This window comes from Curtobacterium sp. MCBA15_004 (assembly GCF_001865055.2).
Classification (GTDB): Bacteria; Actinomycetota; Actinomycetes; order Actinomycetales; family Microbacteriaceae; genus Curtobacterium.
In genome coordinates, this window is sequence record NZ_CP126266.1 from 165,035 (window position 1) to 186,988 (window position 21,954).

19 protein-coding genes are annotated in these 21,954 nt (G+C 66.6%); 8 read left to right on the top strand and 11 right to left on the bottom strand.

What is annotated here, in order from left to right:
* Positions 1 to 8: 8 nt before the first annotated feature.
* Positions 9 to 1,502 (bottom strand): CitMHS family transporter, encoded by a 1,494-nt coding sequence (locus tag QOL16_RS00830; RefSeq protein ID WP_254780171.1) that lies wholly within the window; start codon positions 1,500 to 1,502, stop codon positions 9 to 11.
* A gap of 59 nt (positions 1,503 to 1,561) precedes the next feature.
* Between QOL16_RS00830 and QOL16_RS00835 the strand changes: the two genes are divergently transcribed.
* On the top strand, positions 1,562 to 2,302 hold the full coding sequence (locus QOL16_RS00835) for a GntR family transcriptional regulator (RefSeq protein ID WP_217637609.1): 741 nt from the start codon (positions 1,562 to 1,564) through the stop codon (positions 2,300 to 2,302).
* Between the two features lie 49 nt (positions 2,303 to 2,351).
* Here QOL16_RS00835 and QOL16_RS00840 read toward each other — a convergent pair whose 3' ends face one another.
* A complete protein-coding gene (locus tag QOL16_RS00840) occupies positions 2,352 to 2,654 on the bottom strand; it encodes a putative quinol monooxygenase (RefSeq protein WP_071246394.1) in 303 nt (100 codons plus the stop codon).
* 81 nt (positions 2,655 to 2,735) lie between these two features.
* On the opposite strand from QOL16_RS00840, the gene QOL16_RS00845 reads away from it, so the two are divergent.
* Positions 2,736 to 3,794: an Ldh family oxidoreductase gene (locus QOL16_RS00845; protein WP_083393906.1), complete on the top strand. Its 1,059-nt coding sequence runs from the start codon at positions 2,736 to 2,738 to the stop codon at positions 3,792 to 3,794.
* A 40-nt stretch (positions 3,795 to 3,834) separates the two neighbouring features.
* Positions 3,835 to 5,322, top strand: coding sequence for a glyceraldehyde-3-phosphate dehydrogenase (locus QOL16_RS00850; protein ID WP_083394912.1), 1,488 nt, complete (start codon positions 3,835 to 3,837; stop codon positions 5,320 to 5,322).
* Between the two features lie 606 nt (positions 5,323 to 5,928).
* Here the strand turns inward: QOL16_RS00850 and QOL16_RS17230 are convergent.
* Entirely contained in the window at positions 5,929 to 6,516 is a 588-nt protein-coding gene (locus tag QOL16_RS17230; RefSeq protein ID WP_083394913.1) for a CGNR zinc finger domain-containing protein, read from the bottom strand.
* Between the two features lie 52 nt (positions 6,517 to 6,568).
* Between QOL16_RS17230 and QOL16_RS00860 the strand changes: the two genes are divergently transcribed.
* The gene (locus tag QOL16_RS00860) at positions 6,569 to 7,804 is read left to right on the top strand and encodes an MFS transporter (protein WP_071283179.1); all 1,236 of its coding nucleotides are present in this window, start codon (positions 6,569 to 6,571) and stop codon (positions 7,802 to 7,804) included.
* 390 nt (positions 7,805 to 8,194) lie between these two features.
* On the opposite strand, the gene QOL16_RS00865 is transcribed toward QOL16_RS00860, so the two are convergent.
* From QOL16_RS00865 to QOL16_RS00885, 5 genes are read right to left on the bottom strand one after another with little or no spacing between them, the layout of a single operon-like run.
* Positions 8,195 to 10,450: a cation-translocating P-type ATPase gene (locus QOL16_RS00865; protein ID WP_083394914.1), complete on the bottom strand. Its 2,256-nt coding sequence runs from the start codon at positions 10,448 to 10,450 to the stop codon at positions 8,195 to 8,197.
* Complete coding sequence (locus QOL16_RS00870; RefSeq protein ID WP_139266308.1) at positions 10,447 to 12,579, bottom strand: cytochrome c oxidase assembly protein; 2,133 nt, start codon at positions 12,577 to 12,579, stop codon at positions 10,447 to 10,449. Before QOL16_RS00870 ends, QOL16_RS00865 begins: the two co-directional genes overlap by 4 nt.
* Positions 12,572 to 12,781, bottom strand: coding sequence for a heavy-metal-associated domain-containing protein (locus QOL16_RS00875; RefSeq protein WP_071282719.1), 210 nt, complete (start codon positions 12,779 to 12,781; stop codon positions 12,572 to 12,574). The genes QOL16_RS00870 and QOL16_RS00875 overlap by 8 nt, the downstream gene beginning before the upstream one ends.
* Positions 12,782 to 12,835: 54 nt before the next feature.
* On the bottom strand, positions 12,836 to 13,648 hold the full coding sequence (locus QOL16_RS00880) for a M56 family metallopeptidase (RefSeq protein WP_071246386.1): 813 nt from the start codon (positions 13,646 to 13,648) through the stop codon (positions 12,836 to 12,838).
* On the bottom strand, positions 13,645 to 14,049 hold the full coding sequence (locus QOL16_RS00885; RefSeq protein ID WP_071246384.1) for a BlaI/MecI/CopY family transcriptional regulator: 405 nt from the start codon (positions 14,047 to 14,049) through the stop codon (positions 13,645 to 13,647). Before QOL16_RS00885 ends, QOL16_RS00880 begins: the two co-directional genes overlap by 4 nt.
* Before the next feature lie 112 nt (positions 14,050 to 14,161).
* Between QOL16_RS00885 and QOL16_RS00890 the strand changes: the two genes are divergently transcribed.
* The 3 genes from QOL16_RS00890 to QOL16_RS00900 all read left to right on the top strand — a co-directional run bounded on the left by QOL16_RS00890 (position 14,162) and on the right by QOL16_RS00900 (position 17,206).
* A complete protein-coding gene (locus QOL16_RS00890; protein WP_071282721.1) occupies positions 14,162 to 14,782 on the top strand; it encodes a DUF5134 domain-containing protein in 621 nt (206 codons plus the stop codon).
* An 11-nt stretch (positions 14,783 to 14,793) separates the two neighbouring features.
* Complete coding sequence (locus tag QOL16_RS00895) at positions 14,794 to 16,269, top strand: PepSY domain-containing protein (protein ID WP_071282723.1); 1,476 nt, start codon at positions 14,794 to 14,796, stop codon at positions 16,267 to 16,269.
* A 214-nt stretch (positions 16,270 to 16,483) separates the two neighbouring features.
* A complete protein-coding gene (locus tag QOL16_RS00900) occupies positions 16,484 to 17,206 on the top strand; it encodes a 3-keto-5-aminohexanoate cleavage protein (protein ID WP_139266309.1) in 723 nt (240 codons plus the stop codon).
* Between the two features lie 620 nt (positions 17,207 to 17,826).
* Here the strand turns inward: QOL16_RS00900 and QOL16_RS00905 are convergent.
* Entirely contained in the window at positions 17,827 to 18,954 is a 1,128-nt protein-coding gene (locus QOL16_RS00905) for an MFS transporter (RefSeq protein ID WP_139266342.1), read from the bottom strand.
* 89 nt (positions 18,955 to 19,043) lie between these two features.
* A complete protein-coding gene (locus tag QOL16_RS00910; protein WP_071246376.1) occupies positions 19,044 to 19,355 on the bottom strand; it encodes a hypothetical protein in 312 nt (103 codons plus the stop codon).
* Positions 19,356 to 19,424: 69 nt separating this feature from the next.
* Here QOL16_RS00910 and QOL16_RS00915 point away from each other — a divergent pair, with 69 nt between their 5' ends.
* The gene (locus QOL16_RS00915) at positions 19,425 to 20,087 is read left to right on the top strand and encodes a GntR family transcriptional regulator (protein ID WP_083394917.1); all 663 of its coding nucleotides are present in this window, start codon (positions 19,425 to 19,427) and stop codon (positions 20,085 to 20,087) included.
* A gap of 732 nt (positions 20,088 to 20,819) precedes the next feature.
* On the opposite strand, the gene QOL16_RS00920 is transcribed toward QOL16_RS00915, so the two are convergent.
* Positions 20,820 to 21,641: a M55 family metallopeptidase gene (locus tag QOL16_RS00920; protein ID WP_071246374.1), complete on the bottom strand. Its 822-nt coding sequence runs from the start codon at positions 21,639 to 21,641 to the stop codon at positions 20,820 to 20,822.
* Positions 21,642 to 21,954: the final 313 nt, after the last annotated feature.

The following is a 21,954-nucleotide window of genomic DNA, read 5'->3' on the forward strand; positions in this document are numbered from 1 at the left end:
CGCAGCCGTCAGAAGAGTGGGTAGGCGAGGGTCAGACCGCCGACGAGGAGCATCACGCCGGCGACGATGGCGCCGCGCCAGATGACCTTCTTGAAGTGGTCGGCGAGGTTGACGTTGGCGAGGCCGATGAGCAGCAGGAACGAGGCGACGAGCGGGCTGGACTGGTGCAGCGCCTGCCCGACCAGCGACGCGCGAGCCATCTCGACGCCGCCGATCCCGAAGTGTTCCGCGGTCTGGGCGAGGATCGGCAGGACGCCGAAGTAGAACGCGTCGTTCGTCATGATGAAGGTCAGCGGGACGGAGAGCGCGCCGGCGATGAGTGCCATGAACGGCCCCATCTGGTCGGGCACGATGCCTACGAGCCACTTCGCCATCGCGTCGACCATGCCGGTACCGTCAAGGACGCCGGTGAGCACGGATGCGGCGAAGACCATGCCGACGACGCTGATGACGCTGTCGGCGTGTGCTTTGAGCTGCTCGGACTGTTGCTTGATGCGCGGGAAGTTGATCACCAGCGCTACCGACGCGGCGATCATGAAGATCACGACCGGCTCGGTGACGTCGACCACGAGGGTAACCATGACGGCGAGCGTCAGGATCAGGTTGAACCAGATCAGCTTCGGCCGAGCGTTCGGGCGGTCGAGGATGCCCTTGACGCCGTCGAGCTCAGCGGCGAAGTTGTTGCTGATGACCACCGAGGACCCGGTCCGCGGGGTGCCGATAGACCCGGTGGCGGTGCGCTCCGAGTAGACGGCACGGGTGAAACTGCGACCGTTGTCGGCGCCGATGATCTCCGGCTCACCGACGCGCGCCTTCCGGAGGAAGCCGGGAGAGGCCTGCAGTTCCAGCTTGCCGAGACGGTTCCGCTCCTGGATGCCCATGAAGTAGCCGAGCACGAGGACCGTCACTAGACCAGCCGCGATGGCCGGCACCATCGGCACGAAGATGTCGATCGGCGAGACGTTCAGCGCCGCCGACGCGCGGGCGGTCGATCCGCCCCATGGGACGGTGTTGAGGACACCGTTCGACATCGCCGCGACCACCGTCAGGGTGACCGGGTTCATCCCAAGTCGCATGTAGATCGGCAGCAGCGCGGAGGTGACGATGATGAACGTCGTCGAACCGTCACCGTCCAGCGACACGATCGTGGTCAGCAGCGCCGTCCCGACGACCAGGCGCACCGGGTCGTCCTTGACGAACCGGAGGATGAGACGGATCAGCGGGTCGAACAGCCCAACATCGATCATGGTGCCGAAGAAGATGATGGCGAAGAACAGCAGACCGGCGGTCGGCGCCAGCTTCAGCAGCGACTCGATGACCATGTCACCCATGTCGAGGCCGTGGCCGGCGAAGAGTCCGAAGATGATCGGAACGATGATGAGCGCCGCGATTGGCGTCATCCGTTTGGCCATCACCAGGACCATGAAGACGGCGATCATGCAGAAGCCGAGTATCACGAGCATCGTTGCTCCCTTGCTCAGGACGAACCAGAACGCCGCCATGCGCGACGTGTGAACAGTATGCACACAGGTATACCTGGCCGCAAACGTAGACTGTTGGTATGAGCGACATGCAGATGGTTCCGGCATCGCAAGCCGTCGAGTTGAACGGCGTCCGGATGGGCAAGACCGAGCGGGTCTACGAGCAGCTCAAGCACGACATCCAGAACGGCACCTTCCGACCCGGGCAGATCCTGCCCGAGGTGATGCTCGTGGAACACACGGGCATGTCGCGGACGCCGGTACGGGAGGCACTCCGACGCCTCGCCGCGGACGGCCTCGTCGAGATCCAGCCACGTCGCGCCCCGATGGTGACCAGGCTCTCGCTGGCGGGCGCACGGGCGCTGTTCGACTTCCGGCGGATCCTCGAACCGGCGGCGATGCGCGAGGTCGTAGGGCGTGCAACACGCGAGCCCCGCATCGGACATCTCTTCGCCGGCATCGCCGCGGACTTCGAGGACCTCAGCATCCAGGAGTACTCCGAGGCCTTCGCGGACCGGTTCTCGGAACTGACGGCACGGTTCGACGACAACGTGGTGGAGCTGACGCCGAACGAGTACCTCTCGCAGGCGATCCACGAACTTCGCCCGCACACCGCACGCCTGCGGCACATCGCGCATCAGGACATCGGCCGGCTGTCGGAGTCGATCCGGGAACACATCGAGATGTGCAGGGCGATTGAGTCGGGCGACGCCGAACGGGCGGCCGCCGCATGCACCCACCACCTCTTCCACGTCGACCAAGCCATCTTCAACGCGCTCCTGGCATCCTCTCGGATGGACCAAGCGATCGTCGACCTCTGACCTGAGCAACCAGCCGATCGGCCAGTCTTCGGTGGCGCCGGCGTCGGCGCTACCGCTCCGCGACGATCCGTGGGCCACGCGTGACGATCTGCGTGCCGGGGGCGATTGTCTCGTCGACCGCGCGTCGCCACGCGGCGTAGTGCGGCGCCGACCGATGCGCGACCGTGAACGCCTCCTCGTCGTCGTACACCTCGTAAAAGCCGTAGCGACGACCAGGCTCCAGCTCGACGACGTCGAACGACGAGCACCCGGGTTCGTCAGCAACGGTCGCGGCGGCGTTCGCCTTGATCGCCTCCAAGAACGCGTTCTCTCGCCCCGGAACGACCTCGACGGTGACCCAAACGCTGTACATACTTCCTCCTTAGTCCGAACGGGTATACCCTAAGGTGTACAGGACCGAGCGACGTCGCTCGTGATCGAAAGGCTTACACCCATGGTTGGACCAACCATCACCCGGAATCGTGTCAGCGCAGACGTACTCGAGGCGTTCGCGGCTGACGTCCTTCGCCGCTCCGACGTCGCAGCGGCCGACGCGGCGCTCATCGCGAACAGCTTGCTCCAGGCCGACCTGTGGGGGCACCAGTCGCACGGGCTGCTGCGCCTGCCGTGGTACGTGGCGCGGATCCGCTCCGGCGCGATGCGTGCCGACGCCCGACCGGAGACGCTGATCGACACGGGCTCCTTGCTCCTCCTCGACGGGCACGACGGCATCGGCCAGGTGCTCACGGAGCATGCTCGGGTCGAAGCCGTGCAGCGCGCTCGTGAGCACGGGATCGGCGCGGTCGGGGTGCGGAACTCGAACCACTTCGGTACCGCGATGTACTACACCCGCCGCGCCGCAGCGGACGGATGCGTCTCGATCCTCACCACGAATGCTTCCCCGGCGATGGCGCCGTGGGGTGGCCGCGAGAAGGCCGTGGGCACGAACCCGTGGTCGATCGCCGCCCCATGGGAGGACAAGGTCGTCGCGTTGGACATCGCGAACACCGCGGTCGCCCGCGGGAAGATCTACCTCGCCCGGCAGAAGGAGCAGCCGATCCCCGAGAACTGGGCGCTGACCGAGGACGGCCACTCCACGACGGACGCCGCCGAGGCCGTCCACGGTGTGATCCTGCCGATGGCCGGACACAAAGGGTATGCGATCAGCTTCATGATGGACGTCTTGTCCGGGGCGCTCACTGGATCGGCGGTCGGGAAGAGCGTCCACGGGCCGTATGAACCGACCGCTCGCAGTGGTGCCGGCCACCTGTTCCTCGCCATCGACGTGAACGCGCTCGGCGACGCCGATGGCTTCGCGGAGCGCGTTGGGCAGATGATCGACGAGGTCAAATCGACGCCGCTCGCAGTCGGGTACGACGAGATTTTCTATCCCGGCGAGATCGAGGATCGCACTGCGGCCGCGAACATCGCCGCCGGCGGTGTCGAGCTCCCGGAGAACACGTGGGAAGACCTCGAGAAGCTCGCGGCGGAGACCGGCGCCGCGCTGCCCTGACCCGACCTGTCGCGGCAACAGACGTTCAAAGGAGAACACAGTGAGCACCCAGGACCCAGGTCTGCACACCCGCCATTGGCGACGCGCGGAAGCCCTTGCTGAAGGCCTAATCCCGACGATCGGCGCGCTACACCGCGACCAGGGCGTGGTGCTGAACGTTCACGGCCGGTCGCTCGTGCACAAGTCCGCGATCGACATCCTCAAGGCGCACCGCTTCGCCCGTCACACCGACGAGCGTGTGCTGGCGCTGGCGGAGTCGATGCCGATCATCGCCGCCGTCGCACAGCTGAAGCCCCGCCAGGTGTCGGTGGACGTCGGCCAGCTTGCTTACGACTACTACCGGCACCGCGCCGGCGGCGGCAAGAAGACCGCCGCCGAGTTCCTCCGCGACGACACCGACCTGCTGGCCGCACACGCCGAGGGGGGCGCCCGCGACATCGTCCTCTACGGCTTCGGTCGCATCGGTCGGCTCGTCGCGAGGCTGCTCATCGAGCACGACTCCGGCGCCCGTGGCTCCCGCTTACGTGCGATCGTGCTGCGCCCCGGCTCGGCCGGTGATCTCCGCAAGCGCGCCAGCCTGCTCCGTCGTGACTCCGTGCACGGCGCCTTCGATGGCACGATCTCGATCGACGAGGACGCGCAGACGATCACCGCCAACGGCACCGTCATCCAGGTGATCTACGCCAGCGACCCGGCGGAGATCGACTACACGGTGTTCGGCATCGACCGTGCGATCGTCATCGACAACACGGGGAAGTGGCGAGACCGGGACGGCCTCGAACAGCACCTCCGCGCGCAGGGCGTCGATCGTGTGATCCTCACCGCGCCCGGCAAGGGAGACCTGCAGAACGTCGTCTTCGGTATCAATCACCACGTCATCACCGACGACGACCGGATCGTCACGGCTGCCTCGTGCACGACGAACGCCATCACCCCGGTCCTCAAGGTGCTCCACGACGAGTACGGGGTCGTGTCGGGTCACGTCGAGACGGTGCACTCGTTCACCAACGACCAGAACCTCACAGACAACTTCCACAAGGGCGACCGCCGTGGTCGAGCGGCGACGCTGAACATGGTGCTCACCGCGACCGGTGCCGCGAGCGCGGTCGCGAAGGCACTCCCAGAACTCGCCGGCAAACTGACCGGCAATGCCATCCGCGTGCCGACGCCCGATGTCTCCCTCGCGGTGCTGAACCTGCAGTTCGATCGGGACGTCACGCGCACGGCACTCAACCACCACCTTCGCATGGCCTCACTCGCGTCTCCGCTGCGCCGTCAGATCGACTACGTCGAGTCGCCGGAAGCCGTGTCTACCGACATGCTGGGCTCGCGGCACGCCGGCGTCGTCGACGGGCTGGCGACGATAGCCCCCGGCGGTCGCTCCGCCGTCGTGTACGTCTGGTACGACAACGAGTTCGGCTACAGCGCTCAGGTCGTCCGACTGGCCGAGTACATCGCCGGTTCGAACTTGCGCTCGGTCACCGTCAGCGTCGCTGCGGAGCCCGAAGTGGAGCTCACCACCGCGTGAGTGCGCGAGGTCAACACGAAGGCCGCGCGGGAACCGTGCGGCCTTCGCTAGGTCTTGTCAGTTGTGGCGGATCATGCTGTTCCGGACGTGACGTAGCACCCGCTGGGTCTTGACGATGTCTGACGCCGCCAACAGGCGTGCCGGGCGACCGACGGACGGGAGGCGCTGGTCGGGCCGGACCTTTTCCTCCCGTCCGCTGCATCTCTGGTATCCGCCGTCCTCGGACCGCGCCAGCAGGCGCTGACAGAGCGCGTCAGATGAAGCTGCCGGCAACTCGGATGGGTGTGGTGTTTACCGTATCGCTGTGCGACTCGGCGAAGTAGAGCGTTCCGGGGTCCGGCCGGTAGGCGACGCGTGTGGTGTGGTGATTTTGAGGACGAGATCGCCGAGCTTGTCGAAGATCCAGACGCAGACGCAGACGTCGTGCGCTGGACGAGGCTGCCTCTGAGTTGAGGGTGATGCCGTCCGGGCCGCTCCCGCTCGTCATCTGCTCGAACAGTCCCACCTTCGGCGCCCTGCGGTCCCGGTTGAACGGCGTTCGCCAGATCGCGTTCGCGCGGGTCGCCGATTTTCTCCGAGCTGTCTGTCAAGCCCTTTGAACCGAGTTCACTCGTTGCTTGCGGCGTGCCCGGTGCGAGCTCGGAATGCTGCGACCTTGGTTCGGTTCTGGCAGCTGACGGAGCAATAGCGTTGAGTGTGGTTGCGTGTTTCGTCCACCAGGACGCGATCGCACTGGTGTGCCGCGCAGCTCCGAAGCCGGTCGGTCATCCTTGTTCCGAACAGGCTTGCCACCGCGACGACGAGTTCAGCCGACCATTCCCGCCCTGGACCGCTCCCTGGAGGGGCGAAGTGGAGATGCCAGGGCTGCGTTCCATGCTGGGTCAAGTGAGGCTGGGTCGAGACTCTCGAGAGCATCTCGTTGACAAGTCCAGCCGCCGCGGGAAGGTCGCCTGCGGCCGCGATGAACATGGCACGCCAGAGGTGCTGGCCCGTACTGAGCAGTTGCTCGACGTCGGCGGGCGCCAGAGCGTGCTGGCTGGCGGGGATAAGGGCCAGGGCGTTCCCGACTGCTTTCTGCGCTGGCTTGCCCGTCGGCGCGCGGTGGGGGCGGCCCCAAGCCGATTCGGGACCAGCGGCGTTGGCGAGGTCGATGGCCGCGGCGACCAAACCGCCGAAGTGACCAGGTTCATCCACATCGATAGTGTCCCATAGCTTCGTAACTGTCTATCGGTATAACTTCAGTTACATGACTCCCTTCCGAGACCCTGTCTTCGTGCGGTTGTGGCTGGGCAACACGGCGGCCGGTACCGCGACGGCTGCGCTCCCGGTGCTTCTTGCGCTTGCTGTACTTGGTCGCGGTGGATCTGTGACGTTGCTCGGCTTGGCCATCGCGGCGCGCACCGTGGGATACGTCGCCCTGACGCCAGTCGCGGGCGTGCTCGCCGACCGCCTACCACGACGACGAATGATCCAGGCGGCTTCGATGGCCGCGGCGACGGGCACGTTCGTTCTTGCTGTGACCGTCGACGGCGCCAGCTCGCTCGTGCTTGCTGCTGCACTCTTAGCTGGCGCCGGGCAGGGCTCATACCGGCCGACGTACCAAGCTGCACTCGCCGACGTCGTCGCGGAGGGTCAGCACCAGGCAGCAAATGCGCTCTCGACGCTCGGCGCACGCGGAAGCGCCGTTCTGGCACCCGCTATCGCCGCAGGCTTGACGGCTTGGATCGGTGCTCGACCAGTACTCGCCGCGAGCTCTGCCCTCTGGCTCATTGCTCTCGCTGCCCCCGCCATGACGCCCCCTGCCCTGACCGACCGACCGGAGGCCACCGTGCGACGGACCCGAATGTTCTCGGACTTCATCCTCGGAGTGCGAGAGGCACGGCGGCACCGCTGGTTCTTCCCGGTCCTTGCGGTGCTGGCCACGCAGCTCGCCACCGGCTATGCCGCAACGTCCGTACTGCTGCCGCTGATCAGCCGAGACCGATTCGGCGGTACCGGAATGCTTGCGACTGCGCTCACATCGTTCACTGTCGGTGCCCTCCTCGGAGCACTGCTCCTGGCCAAGTGGCACCCTCGCCATCCCGGCTTGATCGCCATGCTCGGTCTGGCGCTATACGCCGGTGTGCCGCTGGCACTTGCGGTGTCGACTGAGCGTTTCCCAGTACTCGCCGCCTACGTGCTGGCCGGCATCGGCGTCGAACTGTTCAACGTCCCCTGGTACACGGCGATCCAACGAGAGGTCCCGCCACCACTTCGAGCACGTGTGTCCTCCCTCGACTTCTTGGTCTCGTACGGTCTGGCCCCGGTCGGGATCGCGCTGATCGGTCCAGCTGCCGAAGCAGTGGGACGAACACCGGTGCTCATCAGCTGCGCGGTTGTCTGCCTCGTCGGCCCGCTGGTCGCCGTCACCGACCGGAGGATCCGAAACTTTCGACGCAGCCCTCCCTCCAGACCCAGGAGTCCGGATGGTGACAGGTTCTGAACTGCAGCCGCCCGCCTGCTGATCAGGGGCCAACGGCGAGGGGCGACGTCAAAGTCCCCCACAGGCATCGAGCCCACTTATCTGTCAGGGAATGTAAGTCAGCGACGAGAGGTCGATTTTGAGCAGTGCCGCTTCCCGGGCTGGCCGTGGTCACCGCCGGCCTTCATGCGGACAAGAGTCCGATGGGGCCCATTGCGGTCTCCAGCCAGCTCCTCTGCCTTCTCGAGGAGAGCGTCGATGGGCCCCTGCGGGCACGGCCACCTGCCAGACGTATCAAAGTCCACGCCGTGGTCGACGTGCTCGCGAAGGGGCACCGAAGAGCGGCGGCATCATCGCGGCTTCCTTCGCCTCAGCGGGTGCTTCCTGGTTTGTCGGCACACCCACCAGCTCCTAATGCCCTCCGTAGGAGCGGAGTCGGAGACTGTTCGAGACGACCAGCGTTGAGGACAGCGCCATCGCGGCGGCGGCGATGAGGGGGTTGAGAAGGCCAGCCGCGGCGAGTGGGATGGCGGCGATGTTGTAGCCGAACGCCCACACGAGGTTCATCCGGATAGTACGCAGGGTCGCACGGGAGAGCTGGACTGCGTCGACGACGGCGCGAAGGTCCTCGCGGACGATGATGACGTCGGCGGCTTTCATGGCGATGTCGGTGCCCTGCACGACGGCGACGCCGAGGGTGGCGGTCGCCAGTGCGGCGGAGTCGTTGACACCGTCGCCGACCATCGCGACGTGGTGTCCGGCTGCTTGGAGCTGGGCGATCCTTTCGGCCTTCTCGTCGGGCAGGACGCGGGCGATGACCTCGTCGACGCCGACTTCCGTACCGATTGCAGTGGCCGCGGACTCTGAGTCCCCGGAGAGCAGGACGGTGCGGAGACCGAGGGCGCGCAGCTGCGCGACTGCTTCGATCGCGCCGGGACGCAGCGTGTCCTGGACGGTGAGCACTGCGCCGACTTCCCCGTCAATGGCGAGCAGCACCACGGTCGCACCGAACGCTTCGCGCTGCTCGATGACCGCGGCCACACGCTCGTCAACGGCAACGCCTGATTGCTTGAGGAGCTCGCGGCGGCCGATCACACAGCGGCGGCGGCCGATCCTGCCGGCGGCGCCGAGACCGGTGTGTGCGGTGAAGTCCGACACCCGTTCCAGCGAGCCGAACCGGGTGTGGGCTGCGGTGGTGATCGCCGTGCCGATTGGATGCTCAGACGCTGCTTCGAGGGCGCCAGCGAGTGTCAGGGCGGTGTCGGCGTCGGTGGTGAAGGTGTCGATGGCGGTGAGGGTCATCCGCCCAGTGGTGAGGGTGCCGGTCTTGTCGAGGACGACGGTGTCGATGCGGCCGCTTGCTTCGAGTGCGTCGGGTCCCTTGATGAGGACACCGAGCTGACCGCCGCGACCGACGCCGACCACGAGCGCTGTCGGAGTCGCCAAGCCGAGGGCGCAGGGACAGGCGATGATGAGCACGGCGACACCGTTCGCGATCGCGGTGCCTGCGGCGGCGCCGCTGATGAGCCAGACCGCGGCGACGAGGATCGCGACGCCGATCACGACAGGCACGAAGACGCTGGTAACGCGGTCGACGGTTCGCTGCACCGCGGCCTTGCGGCGTTGGGCGTCGTCGGCGACCGCGGCCATCTGCGCCAAGCGCGTGCGCGTGCCCACGGCGTCAGCGCGGATGATGAGCCGACCGCCCTGGACGAGGGTGCCGCCGATGACGGCGGCTCCAGCGGTGGCCTCGACGGGGACGGACTCTCCGGTCATCGCGGACATGTCGAGCGTGGCGGCGCCGTCGGTGACGGTGCCGTCGACGGGGATTCGGCCGCCGGGGCGGACGACGACAACGTTTCCGACGCGGACGGAACTGAGCGGAACAGTGCGCTCGGTACCGTCGGTGACGATCTGCGCTTCGGTGACGCCGAGGTCGCCGATGGCCTCGAGGACGTCGGCGGCGCGGCGCCGGCTGCGGCTTTCGAAGTAGCGTCCGGCGAGCTGGAAGGTGACCATGCCAGCGGCGACGTCGAGGTAGATCGAGTCCGCCCCGGCGGGGGTCTTTCCGAAGCCGAGCCAGTACCCGGGGGCGGTGGCGGGATCGACGAGAAGTGTCCAGAGCGCCCATCCGAAGGACACGACGACGCCGAGGGAGACGAGGGTGTCCATGCTGGTGCTGCGGTGTCGCAGCCCGCGGAGCGTGGCCTTGTGGAACGGCCACGCTGCCCAGGTGACGATGGGGAAGGCGAGGAGGACGCAGAGCGCCTGCCAGCCGGGGAACCGCCAGGCAGGAACAAGCGCCAGGATGATGGTGATGTCGCACAGCGGGATCGTGAGCAGTGCCGCGACGGCGAGGCGGCGGCGGAGGGTCGTGGTGCGGGTCTCGGCGGCGCGGGCACTCCAAGCATCATCGCCTGGAGTGTGGACGGCGGCAGTGTAGCCGGCTCGTTCGACCTGAGCGATGGCGGTATCGGCGTCATCGGGTCCGAGACCTGCGACGGTGGCGCGTTCCGTGGCGAAGTTCACCGACGCGGTGACGCCGTCGAGCTTGCCGAGCTTGCGCTCGATGGCGTTCGCGCAGGCGGAACACGTCATCCCGCCGATGTCGAGCTCAAGCCGCTGCTCGAGCTGCGGCGTCGTGCGAGACGGTGTGGTGGTGGTCACAGTTGCTTCCGATGATCGGTGACGGTCAGGGTCGGCCGGTCGCCCACGCCTGCCCGATCGGTGGTCTGGTGCTCGCCCGGCGCGGATACTTCGCGCGGCTGCGCGATGGCCGTACCGGTGTCGCGGGTGGTGAGTTTGCCGAGCATGGCGTTGTACTGCTCGTAGTCGTCGTCGAGGCCCCGGTCTGCGTGCCGGTCGATGCGCTTCGCCTGACGGGAGTCCTGCTTCGCCCACTGGGTGACGAGGGCGATGACGACGACGATCAACGGCAGCTCTCCGGCGGCCCACGCGACGCCGCCGGCAACGTACTGGTCGTGTGCGAGGCTGCCGATCCACGGGATGTCGAGGTACTGGAAGTAGGTGCCCGCAAGCAGGTCGGTACTGGTCATGACGACGACGCCGAAGAACGCGTGGAAGGGCATCGCTGCGAGCACCAGCCCGAGCTTGCCGATGTGCGGCAACGGACGCGGCGGCGCATCGACGCCGATGATGAGGGCGTAGAAGACGTATCCGATGGCGAGGTAGTGCAGCGTCATCGCCTGGTGCGCCCAGTGGTACCGCATCGCCCAGTCGAAGAACGGAGTGAGGTAGATCGCGTAGTACGAACCCACGAACACGGCGAGGACGTACATCGGGTTATAGGTGACGCGCAACAGCTTCGAGTGGGTCAGCGCGGCAAGCCACTCATGGGGGCCAGCGAACCCGTCGCGGCGGTGCGCGGTGGTGGCGCGGAGGAACAGGGTGAGGGGACCACCGAGCACGAGCAGCAGCGGGCACAGCATGTTCAGGCTCATGTGCAGGCCCATGTGGACAGCGAACGACGCCGACGAGTACGGGCCGACCCCGGATGAGGTGGTGATGATCACGGAAGCCCAGCCGAGCATCCACGCGCTGGTGCGGCCGTTCGACCAGTGGTCTCCGCGTATCCGGAGCCGGACGACGGCAGCCGCGTACGAGGCTATCCCGGCGATCGCGATGACGAGGAACAGGATGTTCACCCGGCCCGCGGTCCAGAGGGTGATCGGGGTGAGTGGGGTGTTGACCTGGTAGCCGAGGAAGAGCTGCTGCCCGTCGGTGGGGACGAAGTACACCGGCGGCGGGATTCGGGCCATCACAACACCGATCCCTGCCGCGATCAGGAGCACTGACAGGAGCACAGACGGTGCAGTGCGGGTGGCGAACCAAGGCCGGCGGAGCAGGATCGGTCCAGCGACTGCGGCGACGAGGAGGATCTGAACGGCGAACAGGATCCCCGTCGGCGCTGCCCACAGCGTCGTGCCGGCGAGTTCAACGGCGGCGATGATGACCGACCCAAGGGTCCATGTGATCCAGGCAGCGAGCGCGAGAACGCGGTGCCGGCGGATGGTGGTGATGCCGGGCCGGCTTGCCCGCCACCGTCGGGCGAGGGCTGCGGTGGCGCCGATCCAGATGCCGAGGGCGGGGGTGGCGAATATGGCGGCGTCGCCGCCGAAGTCGTGGTTCGGGCCGACGAGGACCTGCGTCACCAGAACCGGTGCGAGTAGCCCGATGACGCCGATGCCAGCGAGGAGCAGCGTGCTGACCCAGCTGCGCACGAGGTAGGCGGCGACGAGGATCGTCACCGCGACACAGGAGACGACGATCCACGCACCGGGAAGGTAGCTGGCCTGCACCAGGTAGCCGATCGCGCCCGGGGTGAGGAGCTTCGTCAACGGCTGTCCATTGGCGTCGGCAGCGTCAACCGGGATGAGCAGTACCGCGGCGATCAGCCAAGCGGTGGCGGCGGGGCGGACGATGCTGAGGTCGCGGCGGTTGTCGATGAGTGTGCGGGAGCGGCGCGGCGTCAGGAATGCGGCGGCGGCAAGGCCACCGACGGTGAGGCCGCCGGTGATGTCGGCGGTGAGTCGGAGCAGGGCGCTCAGCATCGAGGTGAGCATGCCCGGGTAGCCGCGGCTCAGCCGGTCGTACGAGGAAGCGCCTAGCATCTCGACCGCGACCGCGACCGCGACCGCGACCGCGACCACGACCACGACGATGACGACTGCGACGACAGCGCCCGCCCACGGAAGCGCGCGCACCACTGCGCCCGAACGTTCCGCAGCGACAACTACTGCCGGCCGGTCGAGGGTGGCCCGGGTGGTGTCAGGCACTGGCGAGCTCGTAGCCTGCCTCGTCGACGGCTTCGGCGACCGCGGCCGCATCCGGCTGGGTCGGTGAGGTGATGATGACGAGGCCGGTTGCGGCGTCCGCGGTGACGGATTCGACGCCCGCGATCGCTTCGAGTTCACCCGTGACGCGGCGTTCGCAGTGCTCGCAGGTCATCCCGACGACGTGGTACTCGAATCGCTCCATACCCGCATTCTACAAAACGTAGAAGGAGATGCGAGCCATGCCGGAGAGGCTTGGTCAGCGGGACCGCAGGATCGGGGCCAGGTGGCGTCGGTGCGGCCAGCTCTTCACGGGAGAGGACGCCAGTCGCGCGGCTCGGAGCTCGAGGGCAGGGTTCGGGTCAACGTGGTCCATCAGGGTCAATGCATTGCAGACGGTTGCGGGCCCGCAAACGCGGGCGGCTGCGTCGTCTGCGACGAGCTCGATCAGCAGTGCGACCGTTCGGCGGAACTCCCGGGCGGTCCGAAGCCGCGGGAATGCAGCAGCGTTCAGTGCCGCGACGCGGCCGATGAAATCGTGCCGTCCGAGCACGTGCGCTCGTTCGTGCTCGATCACCGCCCGGACGCAGGCTGGCGGCATCGCGTCTTCGACGCCGGTCGAGATCAGCACACGACCGTCGGCGGTAGAGCAGGCAATGGGGTCCGCTGTCTGCAGATAGGCGACCTCTTGGCCGCCGATGTGTTCTGTCCGGGCGGTGGAGCGGGCGACAAGCAGTGTCACCGCGACGTCGGTGCGTCGCTTCGCGGCCGAGATCGGTTCCGCGTTTGCGGCGAGGAGCGCGGCGACACCGCCTGCGATGCCGAGCCCGCACCAGGCGAAGAGGCCGGCAGCGGGAGATCCGATCCCGTGCGCGTGCGTGTTCGTTGCGACGATGACTGCAGCGATGCCGACGCTCAGCAGCAGTGAGATCGCAGCGATCGTCAGCGCGCTGAGCCACAAGCGGAGGGCGAGCTGTGGGCGGTGCAGCCACCAGGTGCCGCGGGTGAGGATGACTGGCGCGAGCAGCGTGACGACGACCGCGAGCGCCACGAGGGCGAGAACGGTGATCACGCCACCGATTCTCCCGTCGTGCGGTCGATCCCGGACTCGTTGTTCCCGGAGCCGTCGAGGGCGGCGCGCAGCACGTGCAGGTCCTCCGCGCGGAGCGCGCCGGTGAAACGCTGCAGTACCGCCCTGCGATCGCTGGATCTACCGAGGACCTCCGCCATCGAATCGGCTGTCTCGGCAGGGTCGGCTTTCGTGGCGCAGTACGCCCTAGATACCGGGTCCCGCTCGACGAGGCCCTTTTTCTCGAGCCGGGCGAGGACGGTCAGCACTGTCGTGGAGGCCAGCGGGTCGCCGTTGTCGGCGAGGGCGTCGCGGATCTGTCGCCCGTTTTGCGCAGCGTCGCGCGCCCAGAGGAGTTGCAGCACGTTCGCCTCGAGGGACCCGTGCGCACGGCGCGGACTCATCGGCGTCCTCCGACTGTGTCGACCATGCGCTGACTCTACATCAAGTAGAAACCTGCTTCTACAACTTGTAGAGTGGCGCCGCCCGACCCGTTCTCGACGAGAGGTTCCCTTCGTGTCACACAGCCTGACGCTGTCCGTTCTCCTCACAGTGCTGTTCACCGTGACGGCCGCGGGGTACCTCGGCTTCGCGTTTCGACCCGGCAGCGACGGAGTGTCTCGGGTGAGTGATGTCTTTCATGTGCTGATGAGCGTCGCAATGCTGGCGATGCCGTGGGCCTGGGGGATGACCCTCGCGCCGCCGACGCTGCAGATCATCGTGTTCGCCGTCGCGACGCTGTTCTACCTCGTCCTCACGCTCGGTAGCACTCGGTACGGCGGCCACGCGCACCACGGACCTGGCGGCTCCGGCCGGCTGGTGCTGGGCTACCACGTGGTGATGATGGCGGCGATGGTCGTCATGGGCGTGATGATGCTGCCGATGGCTGGTGGGGCTTCGATGTCGATGCCGGGGATGAACATGACCGGCAGCGGACACAGCATGCACGCCTCCTGGTCCGGGTGGACGTCAATCTCCTGGATCCTCGTCGTCGTGTTCGCGGCCGCGACCGTCTGGATGCTGGGGCGGCTGATCGCCTCCGCTCACGTCCGGCAACACCCCCTGGCGCGCCTGGATGGCGTGCTCCTGCTGCTGATGAGTGCCGGCATGGCGCTCGCATTCATTCCCACGAGCTGAGGGCCACCGTCATGACCGCAACCGACAACCGCCCCACCACTGCGCCCGCGGCCGAGCCGGCGACGGCACGGCCGCCACGGAACACACAGCGTGGCTGGTTCGGACAGTTCCTGCTGCGACTGCACTTCTACGCCGGGCTCTTCATCGGACCGTTCATCCTCATCGCCGCGCTCTCCGGCGCCGTGTACGCGCTTGGTCCAACGATCGAGCAGGGCATGTACCGGCACGAACTCACCGCACCGTCCACCGCGGCCGCGAAGCCGTTGGCCGAGCAGATCGACGCCGCCCAGGCCTACGTGGACCAGCACCACCCCGAAGACACCCTCGCCGCCGTCCGCCCCGCACCCGAGCAGGGCTCCACGACACGGGTGATGTACTCCGAGGCTGGGCTGATGGAGTCGCAGAACCGTGCGGTGTTCATCGATCCTGGCACCGCCCAGGTCCGCGGCGACCTACTCGTCTACGGCACGTCCGGGGCGCTGCCGTTCCGCACCTGGGTGGACACGTTCCACCGGTCCCTGTTCCTCGGCGACATCGGCCGGCTCTACAGTGAAACCGCTGCGTCCTGGCTCGGCGTCGTCGCACTCGCCGGTCTTGGCCTGTGGGTGATCCGGATCAGGAAGGCCCGTGCCAAGCGCGACATGGTCCGCCCCGCACGTGGCGTTCGCGGCTACCGGCGGATCTTCTCCTGGCACGCCTCCACCGGGGTGTGGCTGCTCCTCGGCGCGTTGTTCCTTTCCGCGACCGGAATCACCTGGTCCCATTACGGCGGCGGCAACGTCGACCAGCTGCGCTCCGCCCTCAGCTGGGGCACCCCCGCACTCGCCACCACCCTCACCGGCCCCGATGCCGCTCCTGACGGCGGCGAGCATGCTCTCCACCACGGGAGCCCCGCACCAGGGACCGATGCGGAACCAGCGACCATCACGCCTGCGCTGTTTGACGAAGTTCTCGGCGCGGCAAAGGCTGCGAACATCCACTCGTCGGAGCTGCAGATCAGCCCACCGGCGGCCGCGGATCAGGCCTGGACGGTCGCGGAGATCAAGCGGTCCTACCCGACGGCAGTGAACTCCGTCGCGATCGACCCACGTGACATGAGCGTGCTGTCCGAGACGAACTTCGACACCTTCTCGATCCCCGCCAAGCTCGCCCAATGGGGCATTGACACCCACATGGGAACGATGTGGGGGCTACCGAACCAGATCCTGCTCTTCATCACCGCGCTCGGGATCGCCGCAATGGTCGTCTTCGGCTATGCCATGTGGTGGAAGCGCCGCCCGACCGGCAAGCGCTTCGGGAAGTCACCGGCCGCAGGCGCGCTGACGCGCGCGCCGTGGTGGGGGTCCGGGCTCGTCGCGGTCGGCGCGATCGTCATTGGCGCGTTCCTGCCCGCGCTCGGCGTTTCCCTCCTCGCGTTCGTCGTCATCGACGTCCTCATTACCAATCGCATGGCCACACCGCACCCCCCGGCTCCACGCAGCAAGTAGGCCCCGCTCACGTCGTCGGCGTCTTGTCGGCGGCAGCATCACCACCTGTGTAGGACCGCCGCCTACGGCTGATCGCCGGACGTCTCCTCTTCGGTACCGGAGCACAGACCACTTGAACGTGTCCAATGCGCCTGGTCCGCATGAGACCAAGTTCGTATTCGAGCCGGAGCTTCGGTCACCGTTCAGGCGACGAGAGCGGCGTAACGTCAGTGCCGTGACTGATCTGCAACTAGCGGCCAATGGCGATGTCGACCATCCTGCGATGCCACAGACCGCATTGGAAATTGCCGCAGACGCGGCGGCCTGTGTCGAGGCTGGGGCGACTCTCCTGCACCTGCATGCGTTCGACGATGATGGTCAGGAGACTCTCGAAGCTGAGCCGGTGGGCCGGATGCTCACTGCGGTCCGCGCTGCGTGTCCGGGCGTCGCGATCAACGTGACGACCTTCGCCTCCATTGTTTCCGACCCCGTTCATCGTCTTCGCCTCATCGATGGATGGACGGTGCTGCCAGATCTCATCGCTGCGAATCAAGGGGAGGAGGGTATCGACGATGTGAGCGCGTTGCTCTCGGGGCGAGGCGTCGGGATCGAGGCGTGTGTCCTGAGCGTCGACGATGTCCGCACGTTTCTGCGCCGCGGGTCCTGGTCGCGCTTCGCTCGGCTGGTGGTCGAACCGCTAGAACCCGTCGCGGAAGACGCGGTGGCCCTCGCGGAACAGATGGAATCCGAACTCCGAGCGGCGGAAGTGAGCCTGCCCGAGCTGCATCACGGTGTCGGACTCGCGTCGTGGACGATCATGCGACGCGCGGTCAGCAATGGGCACAGCATCAGGACTGGACTTGAGGACACCCTCGTACTCGAGGACGGTTCACCGGCGGCGTCCAATGCGCAGCTCGTTGCCGCAGCGTCCGCGATCGCCCACCCTTCGGACCGGTAGCGGAGCGATTGAGGAGGCGACGAGCCATATAGTGATGATGCGTTCGGATCACCATGGAACGGACGGGAGAACTGTGCCCCGCTGAGGTCTGTGGGGCTGAAAGTGGGTACGGCCGTCGATGAAGATGAGCGCGTCGCCCATGACGGGGTTCATGAACTCGTCGGAGACTCTCATGCGAGTGTCGGCCGGCAGCGCCACCAGCTTTCCCGCTGAGTGATCGCTCGTCGCACTTTCAGACCTCAGGGCATCGGTGGTTGTCGCGATCGCCTGATAAGTGTTGGGGTCTACAGGCATCGGGGTTTCCGCTGTCTGCGCGACGCGACTTAGTGACCTGGTCTGAGACCGCTCGTACTGGCAGAGGCATCCGAATGGAGGATCTCGCTTGGGGGAGCGGCAGCGGCAGGGCGTCCTGGGGCGTGGCGAGAGCGTCAGGCAACGGCTCCTGGCATCTCGAGCGTGATGGGGTCTGCCGACTGAGCTCGATCTGAGGATGGAATTTCTCACCGGCCTGGGTTTGGCGCGGTAGACACCCATCGATCGCGCACTACCGGGAGGTGTTCTGTCGATGACAGTAGGACGGACGTGACGTCTTTGGGTCCGATACCGGATTGAAGCCTCGGTCAGAGCTCCGGCGGAGCGGGTCGGGAAGAAATGACGAGGCAGGCAGCGATGATCACCGCGATGACGATCAGGATTGCGGATGTCGGCGCGATGACCGACGTCGAGGCGATGACGGTGGGGAGCACGAAGCCGCTGTACGCCAAGGAGTAGTAGACGCCGGTCAGCCCGCCGAGGTCGTTCCCGTTCGCGAGTGACTGTATCCGGCTGAGGCCCGAGACCATCAAGATGCCGTAACCGATGCCGAGCACGGTCGCGGCGAAGGCGCCGAGCGCCACCGACGGCCGGGCGGCGACGAGTGCCGCGAGGAGCGTGCCGATGATGGTCGCGGAGAGTCCCACGGTGGACTGATGACCGTGAGTCCACACGGCGAGACGGGGAACGACGGTTTGCGCGATCGCTCCGGAACCGAGCGTGATCACGGTCAGCGCTCCGGCGTACAAGATCGCGTCGGAGCCGACCTCGGCTTCAACGGTCGACGGGATCACCGCGTACGCGATTGCGGCTGCTCCGAAGACCCACGGAGCGACTGGCACGATCGAGCGCCAGAAGACGCGACGGCTCACGGCTGGGATGCGAAGGTCGGCGATCAGAGAACGGACCCCTGCGTCGTATGGCCGTGAGCGTGGCGCTCGGAGCAGCACCACGCTGGCGACGAGTGTGACGGCAAGGTGGGCGACGTACGGAAGAACCGAGGGGAGCGGCGCCCACTGCGCAAGCGCTGCCGACACCCCCGCTCCGACTCCAAGGCCGACGGTCAGCGTGAGTGTGGCTCGGCGGGCTGCGAGCCCGGGGGTGCCGGTCTCAGGTGACAGCTCCTTGATCCAGCTCGTCCCGACCACCATCGCGATCGCGACGCTGACACCGGCGAGGAAACGTCCGACAGCCATCAGAGCGAGGCTGCTCGGGAACGTCATCAGCACCAAGCTCGCCGCTGCACCGCACCCAAGGCCGAACGCGATGAGTCGCTTCCGGCCGTATCGGTCGGACACCGGGCCGGCGACGAGGAACCCCGGTATGAGCCCGAGCACGTACACGGCGAGCATCTCGTCCACAGCCTCAGTCGAATAGCCGAACTGGCGTTCGTACATCGGGAGCAACGGCGTGAAGTGGTTGCCTCCCCACGCCATCACCGCGATTGCGGGAACGCCAGAGCGCCATGTTCGAAGCGGTCGCGCGAGCGAATGCCGGCGCGCACCGTGGACTGTGATCGTGCGGCTCACCGGTGCGAGGCGGTGTCGCCCGCCATCAGCAGCCTCGGCGCGCGGTGCTCGTACACGGCGGAGATACCGGAGTCGTCGAGGAGCGTCCACCCCACAGCGCCGTCAGGCTGGTCGCCGATCAGGATGTGGGAGGGGCGTCGGCCGTCGATGGTCGGGATCCGCAGGACCCGGTCGTTCCCGAGGCTGCCGTTCCGCAGGATGGCGACGCAGTCTGCTTCGGAGCGGGCCGCAGTCCGGTCGTCGGACTGTGCAACCGCCTCGGCAGTACTCAGCATCAACTCGTCGTAGGAGAGCTTGGTGGTCGTCATGATGGTTCCTTCCGCGATGAGATTGTAGGATACAACTTGTATCCGAGTTGTTCAAGAGGTTCTGGGAAGATGGCCACGGAGGTGCTGCGGATGGACGAGTTCGCCGGGAAGGCCGAGAGTGCGGCTGATCGCGCTCATCGGGGAATCAGAGCTGCCATCGCGGGTGGCGAGTTCGAAGCAGGTGCGATGCTGAGTGAGTCAGACCTCGCGACGCGCCTGGCGATGAGTCGCACGCCTATTCGCACTGCACTTTCGCGCTTGCAGGACGAAGGCTGGATCACGGTGTACCCGAAGCGGGGAGCCCTGGTTCGAGAGATCGGAGCAAGAGAGGCGGAAGACTTGGCTGACGCTCGGCACGCGTTGGAAGCACTCGGAGCCCGACGGGCGGTCGATCTCCGCAGGCTGGCGGACAGCCTTGAGCCGGTGCTAGCTAATCAACGTGAAGCAGCTCTGGCCGGTGACGTGGCGGCCTTCGTCGAATCGGACATCGCGTTTCACCGTGGCTTCGTCGATGCGGCCGGCAACCCCTTGCTGACAGGGTTCTACGACCGTCTTCGCGACCGGCAAGCGTTGCTCATCACTCGTGGTGTCGTTGCGGTCGCTGAACGCCTCGACGAGATCCTGAAGGAGCACGATGGACTCCTCGTCCTCCTGCGCAATGAGGACGCCGACAGCTTTGACACCGCCCTTCAGGCGCATCTGCAACGCTCTACTGAAGCCATGAGGAGCTGAGGTGCAGGGTCAGAGCGACAGTGCCGCCGCGGACGAGGAACGTCTTCAGACCGCTGCAGTCAGGTTGGTCGCCGAGCGTTGATGGCGGCGAGGCGCGATTCAGGGCGCAACAGGCGTGCGGTGAGCAATCGGCTACCGGCACGCACCGATGAAGGCCGTGCCGGTCGGCCGCTGACTGCGGGTAGTCAGTAAAGTCGTTCCGCTGCCCCGCCAGTGCGGCCTGTCAGATGCTCGACGTGTTCGGCCGACCTTCGGAAGCGCTTCGTGCCTGTTTTCTGAACTACCGGCACTGCTCTCGCTGTTCACTCTCGTTGCCCTCCGTCGCATGGGGAAGGGCATGGAGGTGACCGCATGAAGCGCAGCGAGCGTCGAACCCTGGTCCTCAATGCAAGCTACGAACCAATGGCGGTCGTCTCGTCTCGGCGAGCTCTTCTCCTGGTCCTCAACGAGAAGGCGTCTGTCCTCGTCGAGAGCGATCGGATCGTGCACAGCGTGGTGGGCAAGTACGCAGAGCCCGAGTTTGTGCTTCTGCGGCAGTTCATCCGGGTGCCTCGTCGATCCGTGCCGATGACCCGGCGCGCTGTGCTCGAGATGTACGACTACACGTGTGCCTACTGCTTCAAGCACGGCAACACCATCGACCACGTCATCCCTCGTGCTCGAGGAGGTACGAACACCTGGCCAGCTCGCTCTTCACGCTCGACGGGCGGCGAGGAGAAATGGGGTCTTGGCTCAGCTGATCTCCGCGATGTCCGCCACGAGGCCGACCAAGCCGTAAGCGGCGGGCAAGGCGATGTCGGGATAGCCGAAAGTCCGAGCGCCGCGACGTTCCGATCCTGGGATCAATAGAATTCGTTCCATCATTTCCGCCATGCGCAAATCTACTTCGAGGTCTATCGAAGCAGGAAAGGCAAGCTGGCTGGTCAGGTCGACGGATGCCAGAGCTTTCGGTACCGCGTCTTCGATGAGCGAACACGCCACTTCCGGATGGACGCTGTCCGCTGCCCTGACACCGAGTGCTCGCTTCACCGTCACCGTTACCACACCAGGCAGAACGTCCGCGGCCTCCCTTGCTGCTCCGTCGTCGCCGGTCACGAGCGCCGTCGGCGCACCATACGATCTCGCCACTGCCGCGCTCAGCCCGATCTCACCCAGGACCATTCCGTTAATCCGAACAGAATCGATGGTGCGGCCGCTGAGGGTGTGCGGAAGTACGGCGTCCGTCAGGCCTGCTCGGCCGTGATATCCCAGCAGGAGCAGTGCGTCGAAACCACGATCCACGCCTGCGACCATGTCTAAGGGGCGAGGGGTGCCGCGAATCAGACGCGCACGCGGGTCCAGCCTTCCCGGAAGGATGTTCAATCCTTTTGCGTGAGAATCACACACCGTGACCTCGGCCCCACCGCCTTCAGCGAACACTCCACGCACTGCGGCAGATGCTTCGTCTGTCATGAATTCGCGTGCGCGTTCCCACCCGGGAGTGCCCGGGGTGATATCCGACCGGTCGACAACCCCGGCGGTACCTTCCATGTCGACTGATACCAATACCCGCATCCCTTCACCCTACCGGTCCGCGGAGGCGGCCCGGCGGTCGTTCTCACCGTCCGTCAAGTGGCTTCTGCGTGACTCGTCGACGCTGAGCTTCTCCACCGGCGATTTCGACGTGCGCCAGCCCGCCATCCCGGCCACGTTCGCGACTGCCGCGTTCCCTGGCACGACAGGAACCGAGGCGACGCTCTCGGTGAACAGGGGATCGGCTCATGAGACAGAGCCCGGTGGAGCGCCCCCAACGGCCCTAGCTGGACCCTGCCGTGACGTAGCAGCTGTGCAGTCGGCGTGGACACCACTGTCGCGAGGCGAGTTGCCG

Bases quoted from the DNA above. Each gene is read 5' to 3' on its own strand.
- QOL16_RS00830 (WP_254780171.1), bottom strand. From the start codon at position 1,502: ATGGCGGCGTTCTGGTTCGTCCTGAGCAAGGGAGCAACGATGCTCGTG.
- QOL16_RS00835 (WP_217637609.1), top strand. From the start codon at position 1,562: ATGAGCGACATGCAGATGGTTCCGGCATCGCAAGCCGTCGAGTTGAAC.
- QOL16_RS00840 (WP_071246394.1), bottom strand. From the start codon at position 2,654: ATGTACAGCGTTTGGGTCACCGTCGAGGTCGTTCCGGGGCGAGAGAAC.
- QOL16_RS00845 (WP_083393906.1), top strand. From the start codon at position 2,736: ATGGTTGGACCAACCATCACCCGGAATCGTGTCAGCGCAGACGTACTC.
- QOL16_RS00860 (WP_071283179.1), top strand. From the start codon at position 6,569: ATGACTCCCTTCCGAGACCCTGTCTTCGTGCGGTTGTGGCTGGGCAAC.
- QOL16_RS00875 (WP_071282719.1), bottom strand. From the start codon at position 12,781: ATGGAGCGATTCGAGTACCACGTCGTCGGGATGACCTGCGAGCACTGC.
- QOL16_RS00885 (WP_071246384.1), bottom strand. From the start codon at position 14,049: ATGAGTCCGCGCCGTGCGCACGGGTCCCTCGAGGCGAACGTGCTGCAA.
- QOL16_RS00895 (WP_071282723.1), top strand. From the start codon at position 14,794: ATGACCGCAACCGACAACCGCCCCACCACTGCGCCCGCGGCCGAGCCG.
- QOL16_RS00905 (WP_139266342.1), bottom strand. From the start codon at position 18,954: ATGGCGTGGGGAGGCAACCACTTCACGCCGTTGCTCCCGATGTACGAA.
- QOL16_RS00910 (WP_071246376.1), bottom strand. From the start codon at position 19,355: ATGACGACCACCAAGCTCTCCTACGACGAGTTGATGCTGAGTACTGCC.
- QOL16_RS00915 (WP_083394917.1), top strand. From the start codon at position 19,425: ATGGCCACGGAGGTGCTGCGGATGGACGAGTTCGCCGGGAAGGCCGAG.
- QOL16_RS00920 (WP_071246374.1), bottom strand. From the start codon at position 21,641: ATGCGGGTATTGGTATCAGTCGACATGGAAGGTACCGCCGGGGTTGTC.